Genomic DNA, 21,519 nt, shown 5'->3' on the forward strand with positions numbered 1-21,519 from the left:
AGCATTAGATAAATTACTCTCTATAATTTGACACTCTGTTAAAATAGCTTTATCTAATATTGCATGCTGCATTTGTACTCTTCGTAAATCTGCTGAGATTAAAGAAATACCTTGCAAATCTGCCCGATTAAATGTTGAATCAGTAAATTTTGCGTGATCCCATTTACTTTTTTTATATTCGCATAATCAAAGTTGGAGTTATTTATCACAACCTCTTGACCATTAGAGCGAGCCATAAAAGCATGTGTAAACTGACTATTATCAACGACTGCCTGACTTAAATTACTATTAAAAAAATTCGCGTTATCTGCTTTAGACCCTAAAAAATTAGCTCCATCAAGTTCTGCACTCTCGAAATTCGCTTCACTAATATTAGTACCATTAAATCTACATCCGGATAAAACGAACCCCACGAACACAGCACCCCTAAATCTGCTCCAGAGAAATCTAAATTAGATAAATCAACTCTATCATACCATTCATTATTAGTAGAAGTATCAACTCTACTAGAACAATCTGCAATAATTCTTGCTCCTGATCTTATCTGTGATTTCTCTAATTTAGATTTAGCAAAATCATTTAAGCTTAAATTCTCATTACTCTTTCTTGCCTGCAAATATTGCTCTATATCTTTCCGAGCTAAGGGTACATATTGCGTTTCTTGATTTCGCTGTTCTTTAGTTGATCCTCGTACATAAGCTGGATCAAAAGTACAACTGCTACTGCCAAAAATGTTTTGAAAAGTTTCATACATTGAATTATCTTCTCTAGGAAATATTTTTTGCTCAACCATTAGCTTCAGCTCTTCTTGCAGCCTATCATATTCTGAATTCCCGGTTTTATAACCTCCAATACGCCAAGCCTGAGCTTTCAAGCTTAACTTCTTCTCCGCCTCCTCTAATTCTTTTTGTTTACTACTTATAAGATCTTGCTGCTCTTTTTTGCGAACTAAGTCACTTTTTATGTCAGCATATTTTCTGCCTAAAGAAGAAGTGGTACTGAATTTTATCCCCTCAATATCACGTTCTTTCCCTATTTGAGAGTATCCTTTATAGCCATCAGAAAACCTACAATTAGCAAGGTCAGCCCCTCTAAAATCTATGTTTTTTAGAATAGTATCTTCGAAATAAGCATTGTCAAAATCAACATCACAAAACACCGCATCAGCTAAATTACATCCTGTAAAAGTAGTATTTTTAAGTATACAACCAGTAAAATCTCCTCCGCTTAGGTCTGTTACATTACCAGATCTACTAAAAGTCCTATCGGATAAATCTGCAACTACTACTACATTATCATCTGAAAAATATTTTTCCTTTAAATATTGGTTAAGGCTTAAACTTTCCTTAGGGTCACTTGCTAAAGTTGCATGCTGAGCTGTAATATAATCCTTTATATCCTTGCTAGTAGGACGAAATTTTTCAATCTTAACAGCGAGATCATAGAAAACAGGTTTATTTTTCACCATAACTTATACTCCTTCTTTGTATTAAAGATTTAATAACAATTTCTCAGGATTCTCAATCAATTCCTTTATTTTTACAAGAAAAGTAACTGCTTCTTTGCCATCAATAATACGATGATCATAAGATAAAGCAACGTACATCATGGGACGTATTTCTATCTTACCATTAACCACTACTGGTCTTTCTTCAGTCTTGTGAAGACCTAAAATACCTGATTGAGGAGGATTAATAATCGGAGTTGATAATAGTGATCCATAAACACCGCCATTTGAAATGGTAAATGTTCCACCTGATAAATCAGACATAGATAATTTTCCTTCTCTAGCCTTTTTACCCAAACCAGCAATTTCTTTCTCAACCTTAGCAAAACTCAATTTGTCAGCCTGCCTAACTATTGGCACTACTAGACCCTGCTCTGTTCCTACTGCAACACCAATATCATAATAATTCTTATACAGAATCTCATCCCCTTCTATCTCGGCGTTTACCGATGGAACTGCTTTAAGAGCTTCAATAGTAGCTTTTACAAAAAATGACATAAATCCTAGCTTCACGCCATGCTTCTTCTCAAACTCTTCACGATACTGCATACGCAAATTAATAACTTTCAACATATCAATTTCATTAAAAGTAGTTAGAATAGCTGCAGTATTTTGTGATTGTTTTAAACGATCCGCTATAGTTTTACGAAGACGTGACATTTTAACACGCTCAACCATCCCTTCATTTGTACGTACAATATTGGCTATAACAGGTAATTCTGTTTCTTTTGCAGGCGGGGTATTTATGAACTCTAGTACATCTCCCTTGGTCACTCTGCCTTCTCGACCAGTACCTTTTATGTCAGCTAATTGCAGTTTATTTTCGCTCACTAATCTTTGCACCGAGGGCGGAACATCAACCTTGTTGGTACTTGCAGGTTGCTGTTTTATCTCTTTGTCTAGTGTACTAAGTGAAGCTACACTAGAAGCTTCTCCTTCGGTAATTTGTCCTACGCTCTCACCCACATATACTGTATCACCCTCATTCTTAAGTATTTTGCTTATTACACCAGAGGAAAGTGCATTTACTGCTAACGTAACTTTCTCTGTCTCAAGTTCTAAAAGTAGCTCATCCACTTTTACTGCATCTCCTTGTTTTTTATGCCACTTAGCAATAGCCGCTTCTGATACAGACTCTCCAAGAGATGGAACTATAATTTCAATACTCATAATTATTTTATTCTCCCAATTATATTCTATTATACTATTATTTATATCTTGCACTAATAACAAAAATTGTTTTAGCACTCAAATGATGTTAAAAACATCTATCTATAAAACATCTATCTATAAAACATCTATTTTTTGCAGTCATTTTAGTATACTATTATTTTATTTACCACTAATATATATTAAGGATATTATAGGGAATGAAATGAAAGATCGGAAAGAAATTGAGCCATATATGGCATATAAGCCTACTCAGGTATATAATGTCTTGAAAGATTTATCTAGAAAGCAAGGATATACACTATCAGCAGAGACGTATGAAAATCTGGGTAATCCTGAGAATAAAATCAATTATTATCTTAAAAATGACAATAATTATATCACTGCTCCATCTCATGATGCTCAAAAAGGTAGTACGCTTACAACAACTGCAGCCCCATTAAAGGATACACTTGGAGTATTAAACCAAGATCATAACTGGAAGAAAGCAATAATTCCTATTTGTCAGTCTAACAAATATTTTTTTGGACTTCTGACAAGGAAACACTTCACATACTTAGAACTTAATAAAGATAATGCTGGCAATATAACATCTCATCATCAGGATTCCAAAGGATGGCTTAGCCGTTTCTACCCACTAAAGCCAATTAGAGACTCACTAGAAGAAACATTTGGAAAAGATAGAGTTACCTTTAAATCATCATATCTAGGTCATCAGAAAATAGCTGATAATATAAATTGCGGTCGATTTATCCTGTCTTATATAAAAAACGTTATTACTGGTGATCTTGCTAAAAATAAAATAAATCCTCAAACTCAGACAAGTTTATTTAGCGATTTTGACACAACAATTAACAAACCACCTAAGGAGGAAAAGATTTTACCTAAAGCTAAAGTCCCAACACCAAAACCCCCAAATATGGTAGACCACGTATCACGCATTAGTAGAAAACCTAATAATCCAGCAAGAACACATTAAGTCACGCGAATTCGATATAAGAATTAATAATTCTTATATCGATACTTGCTTTGTTATAAGGAAAAATGCACTCTTGAAGCGACTGACGCGGATGCGTTTTAACTTTTTTCATCATTCAATATGTGATTTTAATAATCAGGTGGGCAGCCGCTTCAAACATGATTGTTTCTATATATAATACTGAATTCGATGTAACTTGTTACATCGAATTCAGGTTAAGTAGTACCACTCCTCCTACCATCCATCTCAGCAAATACATCTTCCCACGATCCAGTAGTTGCAGCTTTGGTATATTCTGTCACCCTTCCTTCAAAGAAATTAGTATGTTCAGCACCGTTTAAGATTTCATCAAGCCAAGGCAACGGATTAGTATCAATTAAATAAATCTCTTTAAGTCCAAGCTGCATTAATCTGCGATCGGCAATATAACGAATATATTGTCTTACCTCTCTAGCTGTCAGACCTTCAATGCCACCAACTTCAAATGCTAGTTCAATAAAGGCATCTTCAAAATGCACAATAGTAGCACACGCTTCATAAAGACGGCTACGAAGCTCTTCAGTCCATACTTCAGGGTTTTCTCTAATAAAAGTTTTAAATAACATAATGATAGAATCAGTATGTAACGTCTCATCCCTTACTGACCAACTAATAATTTGCCCCATACCTTTCATTTTATTAAAACGAGGAAAATTAAGTAAAATAACAAATGAAGCAAATAGCTGTAATCCTTCAGTAAATGCACCAAATACTGCTAAAGTAGTAGCAATATCTTCTTTAGTTTCTACACCGAAACGCTGCATATAGTCATATTTATCTTTCATTTCTCTATATTTGAGAAATGCTGAATATTCAGTTTCTGGCATACCTACGGTATCAAGCAGATGAGAATAAGCAGCAATATGAATTGTTTCCATATTAGAAAACGCTGATAACATCATCAGTACTTCAGTTGGCTTAAATACCCTAGAGTAATGTTTCATATAACAATTATTTACTTCAATATCAGCTTGAGTAAAGAAACGAAATATTTGAGTTAATAAATGTTTTTCTCCTGGACTTAAATTATATTTCCAGTCTTTTAGATCATCAGCCAGCGGCACTTCCTCTGGTAACCAATGAATTCGTTGTTGAATATGCCACGCTTCATAAGCCCATGGATAAGAAAATGGTTTGTAGATTGGACTGGCATTAAGTAAAGACATATTATATTTCCTTTTTAATTTTAAGTATACTACTATAAAACGTCATTGCGAGGAGACTGTAGGTTGACGAAGCAATCTATATGACAAGCTTCATGGATTGCCACGCTCACATGCGTTCGCTCGCAATGACGATTGGATAAGAATTGATAAATTCTTATCCCGAATTCGCGTATATTCATTAGACTTCCTGCATAATTCGCTTTTGCTGAGGAATTTGTAGGAGACACGGAACGCAGAACCGCAGCATACTCAAATGTACGTGAGGATTCGAGTACCGGATCGACGCACAAATTACCAGCAAAAGTAGAATTATGCAGGAAGTCTATTACTGACAGGATAAACATTCATCATAAGACACAACTTCTTTTTCTTGTTTTTTCTTATTATCTCTTTCAATATCTTGAAAATCCGCTTTCTTGACATCGTGTGATACTTTATCAGCTCTTTGAATTGAGGTTGATCTACAATAATATAAACTCTTAACCCCTTTTTTCCAAGCTCTAAAATGGATATTATTTAAATACATCTTACTTACATTGCCTGCTAAGAAAACATTTAGAGATTGAGATTGTGAAATATGTGGTGTCCTATCTGCTGCTAGATCAATAAGCCAATTTTGATCAATCTCATAAGCAGTTCTGAAAACATCTTTTTCATGGCTGGATAAAAAGGTTAGATGTTGAACTGAGCCTTCATGAGTTGCAATTGATGACCAAACCTGCTCATTATTAAAACCTTTGGTGCTTAACAGCTTTTCTAAATATTTGTTACGTACATTAAAAGATCCAGTAAGAGTCTTTTGGACAAAACTATTAGCAGCAAATGGTTCAATTCCAGGTGAACTATTGCCAGCAATAATAGAGATTGATGCCGTAGGAGCAATAGCTGTTTTATTACTAAACCGTTCGTTAATACCTACTTCAACTGCATCGAGGCAAGCACCACGTTCATCAGATAGAACTACTGAAGCTTTATCAACTTCTTTATGAATATGTTCAAATATTTGATTATTCCAAACCTTTGCCATTACCGACTCTATTGGTACATCCTTTGATTGTAGGAATGAGTGAAAACCCATAACACCTAAACCTACGCTACGTTCACGCATTGCTGAATATTTAGCTCGCTCCATGGTACTAGGTGCTTTAGTAATAAAATCTTCAAGTACATTATCTAAAAAACGCATTATGGTAGGAATAAACTCGGGGTCATTTTGCCAATCATCAAAATATTCTAAATTTACAGAAGACAAACAACACACAGCAGTTCTAACCTTACCCAAATGATCAATGCCAGTTGGCAGGGTAATCTCGCTACAAAGATTAGAAGTTTTTACTTGTAGCCCAAGTTTTTTATGATGCTGCGGAATATATTTATTGACAGTATCAATAAATAAAATATAGGGTTCTCCAGTTTCTATTCTAGTAGTTAGTAACTTAACCCACAAATCTCTAGCCTTAACTTCACGTACAACTTTTTTAGTAGCAGGGCTGATTAATGGAAAATTTCCATCACTCTCAACTGCTTGCATAAATGCATCTGTTACAGCTATGCCGTGATGCATGTTTAAAGCTTTACGATTAGTATCACCACCAGTATGGCGTCTTAAGTCTATGAATTCCTCAATTTCAGGGTGATCAATTGGTAAATATATAGCAGCACTACCACGTCTAATTGACCCTTGAGAAATAGCTAAAGTCATAGAATCGACAACCTTGACAAATGGAATAATGCCAGAAGAAGTACCTTTGCCTTTAATTGCTTCATTAATAGAACGAACATTGCCCCAATAGCTTCCTATACCACCACCGCGTGAGGCTAACCAAACATTCTCAGTCCAAAGATCTACAATACCTTCTAAACTATCATCTGTTTCATTCAAAAAACAGGAAATAGGCATCCCTCTGTCAGTTCCACCGTTACTAAGAACCGGTGTAGCTGGCATAAACCACAACTTGCTTATGTACTCATATAATTGCTGAGCTGATTTTGCATTATCAGCATAATAGCTAGCTACTCTAGCAAATAGATCTTGAAACCCCTCTCCGGCTAGTAAGTATCTATCTTTTAGCACTGCTTTGCCAAAATTAGTCAGTAAATCATCTCGTTTCTTATCAATTTTTATAGGAAATTTAGTATTTGCTTGCGTTGCCATTATTATATTATCTTATATCTTATTGTTTTAATTAAATTGGGATCATAGCAGATTTTTGTCTTAACACTAATACCATAATCACATAATTTTTAAAAATTCTTCCAATTCTACAAGACTCGAAACATTAATCAAATTAAATTTATGATCAGTTTTTTTCAGCATATTAGTTAGAACCTTACCTGCACCTATTTCAACTATTTGTTCTATTTTCAGATTTTCCAATTCGTTTAAAGTTTGACGCCACCTCACCCTACCACAAATCTGGGAGATTAAGTTTTGTTTTATCTCTATAGGGTTAGTTATTGGTTTAGCTGTAACATTTTGTATCACCGGAACAAACGGTTTGTTAATTGCTACTTTGTCTAAAGCCTTTGCCATTTGCTCTTCTGCTGGCTTCATCAAACTACAATGAAAAGGACTGCTGACATTCAATTTAATAGCTTTATAGCCTAAATCTTTTACGATAGATATTACCCGTTCCACTGCTATAGTTTTACCACTAATTACCACCTGTCCATCTATATTATCGTTAGCTATATCAAGGTCTATAACCTCTTTGATGATTTCTTCAAGCTTTTTTAGAGGTACGCCTATACATGCCGCCATTGAGCCTTGACCGACCGGATAGGCTTCTTGCATGGACTTACTACGTACTGCTAGCAATTGGGTAGTTACTTGTATATCTATACTTTCCGCTGCACATAATGCACTATATTCTCCTAAAGAATGACCTGCAACATATGAACACAGGTTAGTAATATTTCTATTTGTTTGTTGCTTAATGACATTCAATATTGCCATAGATACTGCCATTAGTGCTGGTTGAGCATTAATAGTCAAAGTTAAATCTTCACTTAATCCATTAAAGACAATATGGCTTAATTTTCTTCCAAGAGTATTATCTACCATTTCAAATGTCTCTTTTGCCACCTGAAAGTTATCGTAGAATTCTTGCCCCATACCAACCATTTGTGACCCTTGACCTGGAAAGACAAATGCTCTATTCATAATAATACCATAATAATTTAATTTATCCGCTGTCGATTATGAGAATTTCAACAATACTGTCAATAGTTTTAATTATTCTAAATTTATTAATATCAGAGTCAATGGCATCGGACTATGTCAAAGAAACTTTTATACATTTAGACAAAAAAGCATGGCAAGATTGTGAAAAGATGGCAAAGTCTTCAAAAGATAAAACCTTAATCAAAATTATTATGTCTCAAAGATTCTTAGACCCGAATTATAAGAAAAATAGCTTTGAAGAGGTAATAAAATTTATACAAAACAATCCCCACTGGCCGCAAGTCGATAAACTAAAAGAGATGGCAGAACAATATTTAAACTATAACACAGACCAAGCTTTAATTGTAAACTGGTTTAGTGAAAACGAACCAATTACTGCTTTAGGCTATAAATTTTATGCTTTAGCCAGTAGAAAATTAATAAAAGATCCACAAAAATTAGCGAAGATTATAAAAAATGGTTGGATTTATGGGGTTTTCACGCAAGCAGAAGAAAGCAATTATTTGAGTAATTTCAAAAATATATTATGTGAAGAAGATCATGTAAAAAAAATTGATGAATATTTATGGGCAGGGGATATGCGTAGTGCAAAAAAATATATGCATTATGTCAGTAATGGCTATAAACAAAATTTTATTGCCCAAATTGCTATCTTAAATAAATCTAATGATAGTGAAAAACTTTTTCAACAAGTATCAGAAAAATATTATACCCCATCTTTATTATTTAACTATTTGGATTCCAAGAAAACAGAGATTCCTACCAGCCAAAGTATTGCTCTATTTAAAAAAGTAAAGCAAGATAAAAGACATTCCGCCTATTGGGCTCGTGTACAATCTTATTATGCTAGAGAATTTATTGACCAAAAAGATTTTTCCAGTAGTTATAAAATAATTAGCATACCTCTTACTGTCTACCCTGAGGATGTAAGAGAAGCACAATGGCTTAGTGGTTGGCTTGCCCTTAGATTTTTGCATAAGCCTGATATTGCTTTAAGTCATTTTAACAAATTTATGAAAGTTGCAGCTAAACCATTAAGCGTATCAAGGGGGCAATATTGGCTAGCTAGAACTTATGAAGCCAAAGGGGATAAAGAGCAAGCGAATAAATTTTATCATATGGCCAGCAAGTATTCCCATAGTTTTTATGGACAATTAGCTAATATCGAACTTAACAAACGGCACTTCATTTTACCACAAAAGCCTACCTCCACTAAGCATAATAATGAAAATAGTGAAATTATTAGAGCCATAAAATATTTGATTAAACATGGTAAGCATGATTTAGCTCTGTTATATGCTAAAACAGCTATTGAAAAATCATCAACCCCATCTAAGATTGTATTAATTACCGATATCATTAGCACAAAGGGTAATATTTATCATACAGTAGATGTAGCAAAAACTGCTTGTCAACATCATACTTTTATTAAGGATTATGCTTTCCCTACCCCTTATACTAAGGCAGTAAAAAATACCCCCCTAGAACCAGCTTTAACATACAGTATTATAAGACAGGAGTCAGTTTTTAATCAGCATGCAATTAGTACAGCTAAAGCTAAGGGACTAATGCAACTTACGGATAAAGCTGCTTATGATACGGCTAAATCTGTTGGCTGTAAATGTCATATTAAAAAGCTAACTCTTGACCCTAAATATAACATTATGCTAGGTACTAATCATTTTAAAGAATACTTACAACTATATAATGGTAATTATCTTTTAGCCATTGCAGCTTATAATGCTGGTCCTTGTAGAATCACAAGATGGATTAATCTGTTTGGTGATCCTCGTGACTTTAAGAATTTACGACAAATAATTGATTGGATTGAACTAATACCATATGCAGAAACTAGGAACTATACTCAACGTGTTTTGGAAAATCTGCAAGTTTATCGATCTATTATCAATAGAAATAATAATATAAAATTAGAACAATATCTTTTAAAGACTAAAGATAATAAGAGAGAAATATAGCTATACCCTAGTTTAAATAATGTTATTTAAGTTGACAGTTTAACATTATCTGACTATAAAGAAATATATTATTTCGTATTGGATATGAATTTATGAAACGTACATTTCAACCTAGCAATTTAGTAAGAAAAAGAAGACATGGATTTAGGGCAAGGATGGCAACTGTCGGCGGTAGAGAAATTTTAAGGAAACGCCGAGCAAAAGGCAGAAAAAAATTATCAGCGTAGTAAGTGCTTATCTCATCCCTAAAAAATCAGAAAGAATTTGACCTAGTTAATAAGTTAGGAAAAAAGTTCCATAGTCCTTATTTTATCACAATAATAGCAAAGAATTCTACTAAGCTCTTTGCAAAGCTAAATGTAAAAGGTAATATTGACAACCTATGTAAGAAATCTAGTGAGATTTTATATAATTCGTCAAATACATTACTTTTTGGCATGAAAGTCGGAAAAAAGTTAGGAAACGCTGTTATTCGTAATAAAATCAAAAGACGTATCAGGCATTTAGTTAGACTGCTAAGCAAGGAATCAAAATTCAAACAAAATAGTTGGGCAATGATAGTCATCCCTAGGAAAGGTTTTGAGCAAATTGAATTTGCAACTTTATTAAGTGAACTATACAAGATAGTTTCACAGGTGTAATCCTTACTGCATAAATTACCTCCTGCAATCAAAAGTTATCATTCGTGTAAAAAATATCATCCTAGCCTTGATGCGGAATCCAGCCCTTATTCAGCTACCATCAAGTTACCCGAATTCGCGTAAGTTAAGTTGGAAATAATTTGGATTGCATAATACTGATACTAGGCTAGTGGAATTTAGGTTCAGAATTAGCAAACAAACTTTCCTACTTTTTAATGATTTTTATTATTAATATTCAAACTTAAGTTGAATTATTTTTGCTTATTCTTTATAATTATTCGTAATAATAACCTGAATTCGATGTAACAAGTTACATCGAATTCAGTATTATATATAGAAACAATCAGGTTTGAAGCGGCTGCCACCTGATTGTTAAAATATAATACTCCATTCAATATGTGATTTTAATAATTAAAATGCACTCGCGTCAGCGCTTCAAGAGTGCATTTTTCCTTATAACAAAGCAAGTATCGACATAAGAATTAATAATTCTTATATCGAACTGTGGTTAATAATATGTTTTATACGTACCGTTAGGGCATAATTTATTTTTCAACAGTTTCATTATATGAAAAAATTTTTAACATTATTCATATTACTAATTATTTATAGTAATACTTTTGCTCAAGTACAAGTATCTAATCTTATCACTCCAGTTAGTTATTTTGTCAATCATGAGCAACAACTTAAAATTCTTGATGAATATTTAAGTAAATATAGACAAGCAAGCATAGTGGGTACTAGCGGTATAGGTAAAACTCAATTAATTAGAATGTATGTTTATGAAAATAAAAATAATTATGATCTAATTTGGTTTTTTGATTATAACCTTGATTTTGATGAACAATTTGTTAAATTAGCAAAACAACTTAATATGGTTAAACAAACTAATATATCTGAAGAAGTTGCTTTAGCAAAAAAAGAAGTAATATCATATTTAACTGCTACTAATAAATGGTTATTAGTGTTTGATAATTTAAAAGTTAATGAAAATAAGAAAGTACAAGATTTAATTGATTGGGAGCATAATGGTCAGGTCGTGTTTTGTTCGCAAGATAATGAAAAGTTATCTAATATTATAGCAATGCCCCTACTTGATGTGTCTACTATTGTAGCTTTAGCTAATAACTTATTAGACAATAAAAATAACAATAATATCGAATTTTTAATACAATCTTTTAGTGGTTATCCAATATTGATAGTGCAAGGAGCTCAATTACTTAACAAAGTTAAAGGTTTAGATAAAGAGGAATATAAAAAGAAAATTTATCAATCGACTGATAAAATAGCAACAAATATTAGCATGGCTATTCAACAATTAAATCCTAGTGCAGTAAAATTACTTAATAAAATAGCTTTACTAAATAACCAAAGCTTCTCGAAACAGCTTCTTAGCACCATTACTGATCATAAAGATACTTTAATGATGATATATATCAATTATCTAAATCTATGCTAATCAGTAATATTGATCCTAACAAATATAACCCTATTTTTGAAATGCATGATATAGTTAGCAATAAAATAATGGAACTAAATGGTGATAATAATAAAATATATTTAAAAAATATTATTAGCAAATTACCTAAATTTAAAGGGTCTTATTCAGGATATTTGTGGAAAAGAGCCAAGACTATACTAGAAATTCTTTTAAAAAACTCTGAGAAATATAATGTTGACCTATACGCAATACTTACCTTAAGGGTAGAGTTATTCTCTCTGTATATCAACCTTCATAATGCCAGCAAAGCACAACAAATGTTTGATTGGTTTAGTCAAAAAGATAAAGAATTTAAATTGTGGCAGATGTCTGAAACTCAAAAATTTTATTATGCTAAGTACTTAGGAATAGTGGGAGCGTATTATAAAACAATATTAATGGATTTTAACACAGCAATTTCTTATTTTACTAAAGCATTAAATATTCTAGATAAGCTTGATAATGAAGCTGATTATTACGCTATTAAATTAAATCTTCTCTCTAATCTAGCTATGACTTATATATTCTTAGGTGAAATAAAAATATCTGAAGAACTTTTTAAAAAGATAGAAAAGCTAGTAAAATCAAGAGTAATGCAAGAAGATGAAATATATACACTATATATTATAAAAGCTTCATTCTTTGAGATTCAAGGTCACTATCAAGAAGCTTTAGAGTGTGCAGATAAAGTTATTGAAATATTTATAAAAAATGGTCATAATATTAATGACTCATACGCTTTTACAATTTATATGTATAGAGCATATATGTTGAATTTTTTGGGTAGATATCAAGAATCTTATACTCAGGTTCAATCATTATATAACTCAATACACAATGAGTATGAAGATGGAGATATTTATGCAATAATGGCAAGAAGTGCATTAGGTTTAGGTAAAGTAGATCAAGCTTATGAATATATTAGTAATGCTATCCTCCTGTTCTTAGCAGAAGACAAGAAAAATGCAGAGAACACAAATTAAGGAATTTGGCATACACCATCCTAACACAGTTGATATGTTTGAATATTGCAAACAATATAACATGGATTTGTGGGTCAAGAACAATTAAACATTAAGGTTCAATCGTTGGAACTTTATATTAAGTGGCAGCTCATCGCAACTACCTTAACATTGGTTCTATCTATGCAATTGCTAATAGAGATTTCCAACGAGTATATACTCCACTGAATCGGTTGATGGAGTAATAGCTAATTTATAACCATATTCCGTAATTAAGTAGTAAGTGTAATATTCATGAACGTTTTCGATACTTACATCATCAATAGTTCTGTTTCCAAGCAAAATATCTGCTCTATCCTGATCAAGCTTGAGGTTTGGAGATGTTACTACAATTTTTATACCAATAAAATTGTCATTTTGTATCTCTAGTTCAATCTTAATAACAGCATCTCTGTATATATTGCTAGATGCCGCAACAATTAAACACATAATAATCTGAGCTATATTGTCATCGATATTTGTGCTGATTAACCTTGTGAACACTAGTTCAATATTATGATTTTTTGATTTTAAAAAATCAGTACTTAATCTATTAATTTCTGCAATAGCAATTTTGTTCCCCTCAGAAGGTAGAGAGTATACATAACGATGAAACTGTAAATAGCTCATGAGTCTATTTATACTATCCTGAACCAGTTTAGTAGCTTTCTCTTGATACTCTATAGTTTTTATTAACCCAATAGCATTATCTATAACACCTATTGATCCTGCAAAATCATGACATATTTTTTCATTTAAAGCTTGGCATAATTTTAGTGAATTTAGCATATTCTTAATAAACTCGTTTAGCTGGTGAAATGCTATCTACTTCATCTGTCAAAGTTGTAAGAGTTACAGGTTTGTAATCTAACTTCACCTTACCTTTCTCATCAATCCAAGCTAGTGTATGTTTCATCCACTCCTCGTCGTTACGCTCTAAATAATCTTCCCTAGAATGAGCCCCCCTACTTTCTTTTCTATTGGCGGCAGAGTGCATAGTAATCACCGCTTGGTCTAATAAATTAGCTAGTTCTAATGCTTCAACCAAGTCGCTATTCCATATTAATGATCTATCATTAACCTGAATATCAGCATATTCCTTTCGTGCCTGGTCAATCAGTTCTATTCCTTGATCTAGAACTTCTTGAGTTCGGAATACTGCTGCATGATTTTGCATGATTTTTTGCATTTTAAGTCTTAAGTCAGCTACTGGTAGGCCCCCTTTAGCATGACGTATACCATCAAATCTGCTAATTATTTTATCCAATATAGACTCCGGCAAGCTTTTATGCTTTTGCCCTACTTTAACAATTTCAGCAGCTTTTTGTGCTGCGGCTCTACCAAATACTACTAAATCAAGCAGAGAGTTTGATCCTAACCGATTGGCCCCATGTACTGAAACGCAAGCAGCTTCACCGATTGACATTAACCCAGGAATAATCTTGTTATGACCATCCTGATCTTTATCAATAACTTGCCCATGGTAATTTGTTGGTATTCCCCCCATATTATAATGCACTGTTGGTAATACAGGTATTGGCTGAAGAGTTACATCAATACCAGCAAAAATTTTAGCCGTCTCTGAAATACCAGGTAAACGTTCGTGAAGAATTTCCGGCGGTAAATGATCTAAATGTAAGAATACATGATCTTTATGCTCCCCTACCCCCCTACCATCTCTGATTTCCATGGTAATAGCTCTTGATACTACATCTCTTGAAGCAAGATCCTTAGCAGCGGGAGCATATCGTTCCATAAATCGCTCTCCATTAGAATTTACTAAATACCCACCTTCTCCTCTAGCACCTTCGGTAATTAAGCAACCAGCTCCATATATACCAGTTGGGTGGAATTGGACAAATTCCATATCTTGCAAGGCAATAGAACTTCTTGCCGCCATGCCAGCTCCATCACCAGTACAAGTATGAGCACTTGTTGCAGAAAAATAAGCTCTACCATACCCGCCAGTAGCTAAGACCACTAAGTGAGCATGGAAACAGTGAATTGTTCCGTCATCAAGATTCCAAGCAACTACCCCTACACATTCTCCATTATTCATTAATAAATCAAGGGCAAAATATTCGATAAAAAACTGGGCTTTATTTTTTAAAGCCTGTTGATATAAAGTATGTAATATTGCATGACCAGTACGATCTGCTGCAGCACAAGTCCTTTGAGCTGCTTGTCCCTTACCATAATTTGTTGTCATGCCACCAAAGGGGCGTTGATAAATTTTGCCTTCTTCTGTTCGAGAAAAAGGTACTCCATAATGCTCAAGCTCTAGCACTGCTGCAACTGCATGTTTACACATATACTCAATTGCGTCTTGATCACCCAACCAATCCGAGCCTTTTACTGTATCGTACATATGCCAACGCCAATCATCTTGCCCCATATTACCAAGAGAAGCACTAATTCCCCCTTGGGCAGCCACAGTATGACTCCTAGTTGGGAAAACCTTACTAATGCAAGCAGTATTTAAGCCCTCTTTCGCCATACCAAAAGTAGCCCTAAGACCAGCCCCACCTGCTCCAACTACCACTACATCAAATTCATGGTGGATAATATTATAAGATTTAAACATTTATATAAATTCCTTTTGTTTGTAATAATCCTTTTGTTCATAGTACCCTACATTTTTTATATAACCACTATTAAAATGGCTGCTGATTGTCTATTAGCGAGGAGTCGTTGAAAGCGGCGACACGGCAATCTAGGATACGCGAAGCGTTACTCTAAAAAAACAGCTTTGCTGTTTACCTAGATCACCACGGCATCTAAAGAGCCTTGCTATGACGATTATAGAAAAATGTAGGGTACTATGCCTTTTGTTACAGAATATATCATATATTTATTCTTGACTAAGCTTTTCCAAACAAATTTTTTCAGTAATTTTTTGCAATTGTTCTACCCTGCCAATTAAATACAGCAACTGCTCCTTAGTAATCCTGTAGTTTTTGTCATATCTTGCTTTAACATAAGCATCTCGAAGTAATGTAAAACATGCTTTTTGCTCTTCACTTTCATAGGGAAATATTTTGCAAAGATCATGATAAAAAATCCGTGCTCTTTTGTTTAATTTTAATATATCATGTAATTTTGGTTTATAACCGGAAAAGACTAATAAAATAGCATTGTAAAAACTCTCGGTAGCTTGATGAAGTAAAAAGGCTGATTCAGAGTAATTGTCATCTTCAAAAAAAGCTTTTATTCCAATGAATAGTCCTTTTCCTCTACCAAACCAACATTCATATTCTTCTTGAGCTATTGGTTTGCGTTCCGACCATGGCAAGTCCTTAGCTTCCGATAGCACAAATTCCCCAGTATCATATAGCAAAATTCCTTCATTTCTAATATCACGAAAAAAATACTTACCTTTCTCGAGTTGGTTATTTACAAAGTGAATAGGCTCAAGTATCAGTGTCACTGATGGTTCTTTCATGGATACTAATGGATCTTTGGTAATATCTATAGGGAATTTTCTATCTAATCTTTTATGTATGTTATGCTCTAAGTTAATAGCTTGATATACAGCATATTTTCCTTTCTTTAAGACCAGTAACAGATCTATATCGCTCTGATAAACATAGGTTTAATATGATTCTCTGTGTACACGTCTTGTACCCAATCTCCCCTAGCATATGAGCCAAATAAAACTATCATTGCTATTTTTGATTTGCCAGCAGCTAAAATTTCTTGGACAATCGTGTCTAATCTTTCTTTAATAACTAATGAACGTTCAGGTAATGTAGTTTGCATAAGATTATTTTTGTTGACTCATCAGATTACTATAACCTGGATTCGATGTAACTTGTTACATCGAATCCAGTGTTATATATAGAAACAATCAGGTTTGAAGCGGCTTGCCCCCCCACCTGATTGTTAAAATGCACTCGTAGAACCGCTTCAAGAGTGCATTTTTCCTTATAACAAAGCAAGTATCGATATAAGAATTATTAATTCTTATATCGAGCTGAGGTTGAGGTTACTATAACATAAAATAATGCTACCACTAAGAAGGCAATCGTTATAATGCAAAATATTTTAAGTAATATAATTAACCCTGTGCGGAGCTTAATACAACTAATATAATCTTCAATTACCACTCGCATACCAAGCATTGAATGATAGAAAGCGGTAATAAGCAGTATTCCTAAAGGGACAATATTGTAAGGTCTTTGTAAAGTACTAACAAAATGAGTAAAACCCTCTCTAGTAGCATATTTAATAAAAGATATTAGCCAAATAGAACAAATTGCTAAAATAATAGCTGTTATTCTTTGATGTAACCAATGACTAGAACCGCTCTTTGCCGAACCAACTCCTTTAGCTTTTGCCAAATCTGTCCTTAAATTATTATTCATATAGAGGCCATAAGTTAAATTATTATTTCACCTTACGTATAACACCCATGGCAATTTAAAAGTCATAGGAAAAACAACCTAGCGTCATTGCGAGGAGTGCATAAGCACGACGAAGCAATCCATTTCTAATTACTTTATGGATTGCTTCAACCACTACGTGGTTTCGCAATGACGTCTTGTACTTTTCTGCAATTTTTAAATGCTATACGTAAGGTGAATCACTAATAGACATTTAGAAATTTATAAACAATATTAACAACCTGTTTTGGTTAGCTATAACAACCAAAAAACTAACATCATCAATATCGAAGCTACTACCACAAACCAACCTGTGAAGTTAATAGCCCTTATTGAAAAACAATGCCCACTATCCCAAATTAAGTGACGCACCCCATTACATAAATGATAAAACCATGTAAAACTTATGAATATTAGAGGAATTCTAAGTAAATTACATTTAAAGCACTGTAAATATTCAGGATCAAATTTACTAAAAGCTAATAAAATAAAGCACCACGACAATATTGATAGTCCAAAAAATAAGCCTATCCCCGTTATACGATGCAAAATAGACAAAACGGAGCTTATCTGCTTTTTATATATCGTCAAATGAGGAGAAGTAGGTCTACTATTATAAATTTCCTGCTTTGTTTTTGTCATAAGTTTCTGTCATAAATTATCTATAGGTGTAATCTATATCCTAAAACAAATTCAGGATGAAGCCCCTATAACTCTAAATAGCAACAGTATAAACGCTAGTTAGAAAATACTCAAGTTTTCATATTGTATTGTATTGTATTGTATTGTACAATAACTATTATACAATAATGAAGTTAATTTTATGAGAACGATGAGTATTAGTTTAAACGAGACCTTATATGATAAATTAAAATATATGATTCCTTCTAAAAAAATTAGTAACTTTGTAAGCAATGCTATTGCTAAAGAATTAGAAAAAAAGGAACTGGAACTTACTTTGGCATATAAATATGCAGAGCAAGATAATGAACGTCAAAATTTGCTAAAAGAGTGGGATGCAATAGATGACATTAGTAAAAAATAAAGAAATAATACGAGGCAATATTTATTGGGTAAATCTTGATCCAACAATTGGAACTGAAATTCAAAAAACAAGACCTGCAATAGTTATATCTAATAATATTCAGAATAAAATATCTAGTAGAGTAATAATTATCCCCATTACCTCAAATATTAATAATATTTTTCCTTTTGAAGTAAGAGTTACAGTTAACAACAAAACTGCAAAAGCGTTAACTGATCAAATTAGAACCATAGATAAATCTAGATTGGGAGAGTTTATAGAACAGTTGAATAAAACTGAGATTATTAATATTGAAAAAGCTATTAAAGTTACTTTAAGTTTAACTTAAGTAACCTAGGTTTGATATAACAAGTTATCAGTATCATCTCTGCTCAGGTTGATGACATAGGGACTATTACTCCTTATACTTCATCTCCATAGAGTAAGGCACAACCTTTGAAAATATTTTACCAATTATTGGTACTTTAGTGATAACGTTACTTGCAAAAAAGAAAGAAGGTATTACATTACCTTTAAGCTTCATTTGATGTTTATTAGTATCAATTGTACCTTGCATTGTAAAATCAAAAAATGGTCCGGTAGCTGATGTATCAGCAATATTTATGGTATTACCTATATAACTAAATCTACCTGTCATGTTCCTAAACATGATATCCTTATTATTTAATATAAAACTCATAAAACCTGGGAAAGAAACAACCGATACCATTCTAGTAAGAAAAGGCACATCGGTAGTAACAAAGTGCTTGATATCAAATGTTCCATCTACGATTGGTATCACTTCTCCCTTTCTAGCATCATATCTTTTTGTATCAAGTGTCAGATTTATAATACCAGATTTCATTTTATTATACATACCAATACCTCTAAATAAAGCTCCAGCATTATCACAGGTAACTATCCATTGTTCTAGATCTTTTTTATCTGTAAGTAGCATTTTAAAAGATTTAGTACCAATTTTTGAATTTAAAGAACCAGAAAAACATTTGATTTTATTACAATCAATTTGTAAATTAAGCTTATCAAGCATTATATTATTTTTTAACCTTACCCTATCTACATCAACTGTTAAATGAATATTTTTTGGATCTCCTTCTTTCTCTAAGAATTGCATCATATTAGATTCAGACAAATCTAGTTGTTTCCCATGAATCTGAGCATTCAAGCTATCTTTACCTAAAAGCAATTTTCCTACTAGATCAGTCGTATTATACTTCATCACAGGTAAAGTAACATCATACTTATCTTCTGCTACTTTAACCTTACCAACTATTTTTAAGTTATTTTCTCCCGAAAGATTAAAATCAATATCACCATTTAGGTTATTATATAACTTGCCAGTTAAAGTAAAGTTAGCTTCACTACCAAGTTTTTTATGTATAGATATTTTATCAATATAAAATTCTAAGTTTTTGAGGTTAGTATTGGCTTTAATTAAGCTTTTCCCATCTTTTTGCTCTTTATATTCAAAATCTAGGACACTACTACCTGAGATTAACTTTAATATACCAACCTTTTGGTTATTACCCATAATGGTAGTTTTTACTTTTAATAAATTCTGATAATCATCTTGGTTATTATCAGTGACATTAACATCGATAAGTAAATTACTGTCATAGCCATTAATTTTACCTATACCGATCAAATTTACCTTATCGCCATTAAATGTTCCAGTTATTTTAGCATTTTTTAATATGACATTGTCACTAAATGCTTTGCCATTTACTCCCGTTATTATTGTAGAAATGTCATAAGTATTTTTGATAACTGGACTAATCGGTATTATTATGCCAATTTTTGAATTAGCGATTCCAGTAATCTTTTTAAGATCGATTCCTTGTTTTTTTACCTTATTATAATCCTCACTTGATATGAAATCAATTAAATCGTTAACACTCCCCTTAGCATTAGCATTAACGATAAAATTTGATTTATCCATCCCTTGCCAATCAAAAGTTATTACCCCACCTGAAATAAGGCTATCACTACTATATGCTTGATTTAATATGAACTTAACAGATAGCCCAGATATAGTAACATCAGTATCAATTTTTCGTAAAGGGGGATAGTCTTTATCATATTGATATTCAAGATCTACAACATGCAGCTTGGCTTTCAGTGCTGTTTCTAGGGAAATATTCTTCTCTAAAGAATTTTTATCAAAATTAAAATCAAATTCTCCATTTCTAATATAACCACCTTTCATATATTCCTGTAGAAATAAAATTACTTTATCTTCAGGAATAATTTTCTCAACAATTTGATAAATCATTATAGGAATATTCTGAGCATTACCACTTGCTTGAATTATGCTACCATCCAATACACTATTGAATAATAGATAGGCTTTATCACCAAACTCTAGTTTGCAATTGATCGATTTCTTAGAAGCTCTAGAAATTTTACTGTTATAGGAACAAAATCCTTCACCATCAGGTAATTTTTCACCATAACTATCAAGCAAAGAAATATTTTTTATAGGACCTAAGTTTAACTGTGTTTCAATCTTATTTTTAAAAAAATCCACAATGGATATAGCAGATATTTTGGCATTTATTACTAGTTGATCATCTTTAGAGATTAAGGAAAAACTATCTATGTCAATAGTACTAAGAATTAAAGGCTTGGTTGTTATATCATCAATAATAAAACTGATTTTGAAATTAGTAATTTCACCTTGGGCGTTATTTGCTAAATCCATAAAGATTTTATCGATTGATAGAATATTATTTCTTACTTGTAAGTTACCTATCCGTGTTTTCATAGCTTTTTTATCAAGGTAAAATTCTATTATCTTCTTAATTGGCTTATCTAAATATCCTTTACTACTACTTAATATTAATAAAGTTAAAATTACTACAATTGTGCAAACTATTATGCTTAGGTTAATAAAAAATCTTTTAATGAGCATCATCTTGTTATTTAGTACTTGATCAGTTAATATATACT

Annotated in this window: 21 protein-coding genes and 1 pseudogene; 8 read left to right on the forward strand and 14 right to left on the reverse strand. The window is 32.5% G+C overall.

Annotated elements, in window-relative coordinates:
- Window positions 1–6: 6 nt before the first annotated feature.
- The 4 genes and pseudogenes from AAHM86_RS04005 to odhB all read right to left on the reverse strand — a co-directional run.
- Window positions 7–171: pseudogene (locus AAHM86_RS04005) on the reverse strand (pentapeptide repeat-containing protein); the annotation flags it as partial.
- The gene (locus AAHM86_RS07190; RefSeq protein WP_410521539.1) at window positions 99–419 is read right to left on the reverse strand and encodes a pentapeptide repeat-containing protein; all 321 of its coding nucleotides are present in this window, start codon (window positions 417–419) and stop codon (window positions 99–101) included. The pseudogene AAHM86_RS04005 and the gene AAHM86_RS07190, both read right to left, overlap by 73 nt.
- A complete protein-coding gene (locus AAHM86_RS04010) occupies window positions 320–1,468 on the reverse strand; it encodes a pentapeptide repeat-containing protein (RefSeq protein WP_342267346.1) in 1,149 nt (382 codons plus the stop codon). The genes AAHM86_RS07190 and AAHM86_RS04010 overlap by 100 nt, the downstream gene beginning before the upstream one ends.
- Window positions 1,469–1,489: 21 nt before the next feature.
- Window positions 1,490–2,677 (reverse strand): 2-oxoglutarate dehydrogenase complex dihydrolipoyllysine-residue succinyltransferase, encoded by a 1,188-nt coding sequence (odhB, locus tag AAHM86_RS04015; RefSeq protein ID WP_342267347.1) that lies wholly within the window; start codon window positions 2,675–2,677, stop codon window positions 1,490–1,492.
- 85 nt (window positions 2,678–2,762) lie between these two features.
- Between odhB and AAHM86_RS04020 the strand changes: the two genes are divergently transcribed.
- Window positions 2,763–3,656, forward strand: coding sequence for a hypothetical protein (locus AAHM86_RS04020; protein WP_342267348.1), 894 nt, complete (start codon window positions 2,763–2,765; stop codon window positions 3,654–3,656).
- 215 nt (window positions 3,657–3,871) lie between these two features.
- Here AAHM86_RS04020 and AAHM86_RS04025 read toward each other — a convergent pair whose 3' ends face one another.
- The 3 genes from AAHM86_RS04025 to fabD form a co-directional block, all read right to left on the reverse strand.
- Window positions 3,872–4,861 (reverse strand): ribonucleotide-diphosphate reductase subunit beta, encoded by a 990-nt coding sequence (locus tag AAHM86_RS04025; RefSeq protein WP_341751429.1) that lies wholly within the window; start codon window positions 4,859–4,861, stop codon window positions 3,872–3,874.
- Window positions 4,862–5,186: 325 nt separating this feature from the next.
- Complete coding sequence (locus AAHM86_RS04035) at window positions 5,187–7,016, reverse strand: ribonucleoside-diphosphate reductase subunit alpha (RefSeq protein ID WP_342267349.1); 1,830 nt, start codon at window positions 7,014–7,016, stop codon at window positions 5,187–5,189.
- Window positions 7,017–7,094: 78 nt separating this feature from the next.
- Window positions 7,095–8,024: an ACP S-malonyltransferase gene (gene fabD / locus AAHM86_RS04040; protein WP_342267350.1), complete on the reverse strand. Its 930-nt coding sequence runs from the start codon at window positions 8,022–8,024 to the stop codon at window positions 7,095–7,097.
- Window positions 8,025–8,062: 38 nt separating this feature from the next.
- On the opposite strand from fabD, the gene AAHM86_RS04045 reads away from it, so the two are divergent.
- From AAHM86_RS04045 to AAHM86_RS04065, 5 genes are all read left to right on the forward strand, one after another.
- Entirely contained in the window at window positions 8,063–10,021 is a 1,959-nt protein-coding gene (locus AAHM86_RS04045) for a lytic transglycosylase domain-containing protein (protein ID WP_342267351.1), read from the forward strand.
- A 92-nt stretch (window positions 10,022–10,113) separates the two neighbouring features.
- Window positions 10,114–10,248 carry a 50S ribosomal protein L34 gene (gene rpmH, locus AAHM86_RS04050; RefSeq protein WP_341748129.1) on the forward strand — a complete coding sequence of 45 codons (135 nt, stop codon included), beginning with the start codon at window positions 10,114–10,116 and terminating at the stop codon, window positions 10,246–10,248.
- A 3-nt stretch (window positions 10,249–10,251) separates the two neighbouring features.
- A complete protein-coding gene (rnpA, locus tag AAHM86_RS04055) occupies window positions 10,252–10,662 on the forward strand; it encodes a ribonuclease P protein component (protein WP_341748130.1) in 411 nt (136 codons plus the stop codon).
- 568 nt (window positions 10,663–11,230) lie between these two features.
- Window positions 11,231–12,121, forward strand: coding sequence for a hypothetical protein (locus tag AAHM86_RS04060; protein WP_342267352.1), 891 nt, complete (start codon window positions 11,231–11,233; stop codon window positions 12,119–12,121).
- Entirely contained in the window at window positions 12,115–13,125 is a 1,011-nt protein-coding gene (locus AAHM86_RS04065) for a hypothetical protein (RefSeq protein ID WP_342267353.1), read from the forward strand. The genes AAHM86_RS04060 and AAHM86_RS04065 overlap by 7 nt, the downstream gene beginning before the upstream one ends.
- A gap of 171 nt (window positions 13,126–13,296) precedes the next feature.
- Here the strand turns inward: AAHM86_RS04065 and AAHM86_RS04070 are convergent, their stop codons facing one another.
- The 6 genes from AAHM86_RS04070 to sdhC form a co-directional block, all read right to left on the reverse strand.
- On the reverse strand, window positions 13,297–13,932 hold the full coding sequence (locus AAHM86_RS04070; protein ID WP_342267354.1) for a histidine phosphotransferase family protein: 636 nt from the start codon (window positions 13,930–13,932) through the stop codon (window positions 13,297–13,299).
- 4 nt (window positions 13,933–13,936) lie between these two features.
- Window positions 13,937–15,727 (reverse strand): succinate dehydrogenase flavoprotein subunit, encoded by a 1,791-nt coding sequence (gene sdhA / locus AAHM86_RS04075; RefSeq protein ID WP_342267355.1) that lies wholly within the window; start codon window positions 15,725–15,727, stop codon window positions 13,937–13,939.
- Window positions 15,728–15,994: 267 nt separating this feature from the next.
- Window positions 15,995–16,585 (reverse strand): HEPN domain-containing protein, encoded by a 591-nt coding sequence (locus AAHM86_RS04080; protein ID WP_342267356.1) that lies wholly within the window; start codon window positions 16,583–16,585, stop codon window positions 15,995–15,997.
- Window positions 16,586–16,710: 125 nt separating this feature from the next.
- On the reverse strand, window positions 16,711–16,902 hold the full coding sequence (locus tag AAHM86_RS04085; RefSeq protein ID WP_342267357.1) for a hypothetical protein: 192 nt from the start codon (window positions 16,900–16,902) through the stop codon (window positions 16,711–16,713).
- Window positions 16,903–17,099: 197 nt separating this feature from the next.
- Entirely contained in the window at window positions 17,100–17,507 is a 408-nt protein-coding gene (gene sdhD / locus AAHM86_RS04090; protein WP_342267358.1) for a succinate dehydrogenase, hydrophobic membrane anchor protein, read from the reverse strand.
- Window positions 17,508–17,780: 273 nt separating this feature from the next.
- Window positions 17,781–18,167: a succinate dehydrogenase, cytochrome b556 subunit gene (sdhC, locus tag AAHM86_RS04095; RefSeq protein ID WP_342267359.1), complete on the reverse strand. Its 387-nt coding sequence runs from the start codon at window positions 18,165–18,167 to the stop codon at window positions 17,781–17,783.
- Between the two features lie 190 nt (window positions 18,168–18,357).
- On the opposite strand from sdhC, the gene AAHM86_RS04100 reads away from it, so the two are divergent.
- Both AAHM86_RS04100 and AAHM86_RS04105 read left to right on the forward strand, forming a co-directional pair.
- Window positions 18,358–18,570, forward strand: coding sequence for a hypothetical protein (locus tag AAHM86_RS04100; RefSeq protein ID WP_342267360.1), 213 nt, complete (start codon window positions 18,358–18,360; stop codon window positions 18,568–18,570).
- The gene (locus AAHM86_RS04105; protein ID WP_341748052.1) at window positions 18,551–18,898 is read left to right on the forward strand and encodes a type II toxin-antitoxin system PemK/MazF family toxin; all 348 of its coding nucleotides are present in this window, start codon (window positions 18,551–18,553) and stop codon (window positions 18,896–18,898) included. The genes AAHM86_RS04100 and AAHM86_RS04105 overlap by 20 nt, the downstream gene beginning before the upstream one ends.
- A 66-nt stretch (window positions 18,899–18,964) precedes the next feature.
- On the opposite strand, the gene AAHM86_RS04110 is transcribed toward AAHM86_RS04105, so the two are convergent.
- Window positions 18,965–21,484 (reverse strand): DUF3971 domain-containing protein, encoded by a 2,520-nt coding sequence (locus tag AAHM86_RS04110; RefSeq protein ID WP_342267361.1) that lies wholly within the window; start codon window positions 21,482–21,484, stop codon window positions 18,965–18,967.
- Window positions 21,485–21,519 lie beyond the last annotated feature (35 nt).

The sequence above is a fragment of the Candidatus Tisiphia endosymbiont of Empis tessellata genome (assembly GCF_964031035.1).
GTDB lineage: Bacteria > Pseudomonadota > Alphaproteobacteria > Rickettsiales > Rickettsiaceae > Tisiphia.

What these genes read in the sequence shown, in the direction of transcription:
- AAHM86_RS04010 (WP_342267346.1), bottom strand. Translation starts at nt 1,468, where the DNA reads ATGGTGAAAAATAAACCTGTTTTCTATGATCTCGCTGTTAAGATTGAA.
- odhB (WP_342267347.1), bottom strand. Translation starts at nt 2,677, where the DNA reads ATGAGTATTGAAATTATAGTTCCATCTCTTGGAGAGTCTGTATCAGAA.
- AAHM86_RS04020 (WP_342267348.1), top strand. Translation starts at nt 2,763, where the DNA reads ATGTTAAAAACATCTATCTATAAAACATCTATCTATAAAACATCTATT.
- AAHM86_RS04025 (WP_341751429.1), bottom strand. Translation starts at nt 4,861, where the DNA reads ATGTCTTTACTTAATGCCAGTCCAATCTACAAACCATTTTCTTATCCA.
- AAHM86_RS04035 (WP_342267349.1), bottom strand. Translation starts at nt 7,016, where the DNA reads ATGGCAACGCAAGCAAATACTAAATTTCCTATAAAAATTGATAAGAAA.
- fabD (WP_342267350.1), bottom strand. Translation starts at nt 8,024, where the DNA reads ATGAATAGAGCATTTGTCTTTCCAGGTCAAGGGTCACAAATGGTTGGT.
- AAHM86_RS04045 (WP_342267351.1), top strand. Translation starts at nt 8,063, where the DNA reads ATGAGAATTTCAACAATACTGTCAATAGTTTTAATTATTCTAAATTTA.
- rpmH (WP_341748129.1), top strand. Translation starts at nt 10,114, where the DNA reads ATGAAACGTACATTTCAACCTAGCAATTTAGTAAGAAAAAGAAGACAT.
- AAHM86_RS04060 (WP_342267352.1), top strand. Translation starts at nt 11,231, where the DNA reads ATGAAAAAATTTTTAACATTATTCATATTACTAATTATTTATAGTAAT.
- AAHM86_RS04065 (WP_342267353.1), top strand. Translation starts at nt 12,115, where the DNA reads ATGCTAATCAGTAATATTGATCCTAACAAATATAACCCTATTTTTGAA.
- AAHM86_RS04070 (WP_342267354.1), bottom strand. Translation starts at nt 13,932, where the DNA reads ATGCTAAATTCACTAAAATTATGCCAAGCTTTAAATGAAAAAATATGT.
- sdhA (WP_342267355.1), bottom strand. Translation starts at nt 15,727, where the DNA reads ATGTTTAAATCTTATAATATTATCCACCATGAATTTGATGTAGTGGTA.
- AAHM86_RS04080 (WP_342267356.1), bottom strand. Translation starts at nt 16,585, where the DNA reads ATGAAAGAACCATCAGTGACACTGATACTTGAGCCTATTCACTTTGTA.
- AAHM86_RS04085 (WP_342267357.1), bottom strand. Translation starts at nt 16,902, where the DNA reads ATGCAAACTACATTACCTGAACGTTCATTAGTTATTAAAGAAAGATTA.
- sdhD (WP_342267358.1), bottom strand. Translation starts at nt 17,507, where the DNA reads ATGAATAATAATTTAAGGACAGATTTGGCAAAAGCTAAAGGAGTTGGT.
- sdhC (WP_342267359.1), bottom strand. Translation starts at nt 18,167, where the DNA reads ATGACAAAAACAAAGCAGGAAATTTATAATAGTAGACCTACTTCTCCT.
- AAHM86_RS04100 (WP_342267360.1), top strand. Translation starts at nt 18,358, where the DNA reads ATGAGTATTAGTTTAAACGAGACCTTATATGATAAATTAAAATATATG.
- AAHM86_RS04105 (WP_341748052.1), top strand. Translation starts at nt 18,551, where the DNA reads ATGACATTAGTAAAAAATAAAGAAATAATACGAGGCAATATTTATTGG.
- AAHM86_RS04110 (WP_342267361.1), bottom strand. Translation starts at nt 21,484, where the DNA reads ATGATGCTCATTAAAAGATTTTTTATTAACCTAAGCATAATAGTTTGC.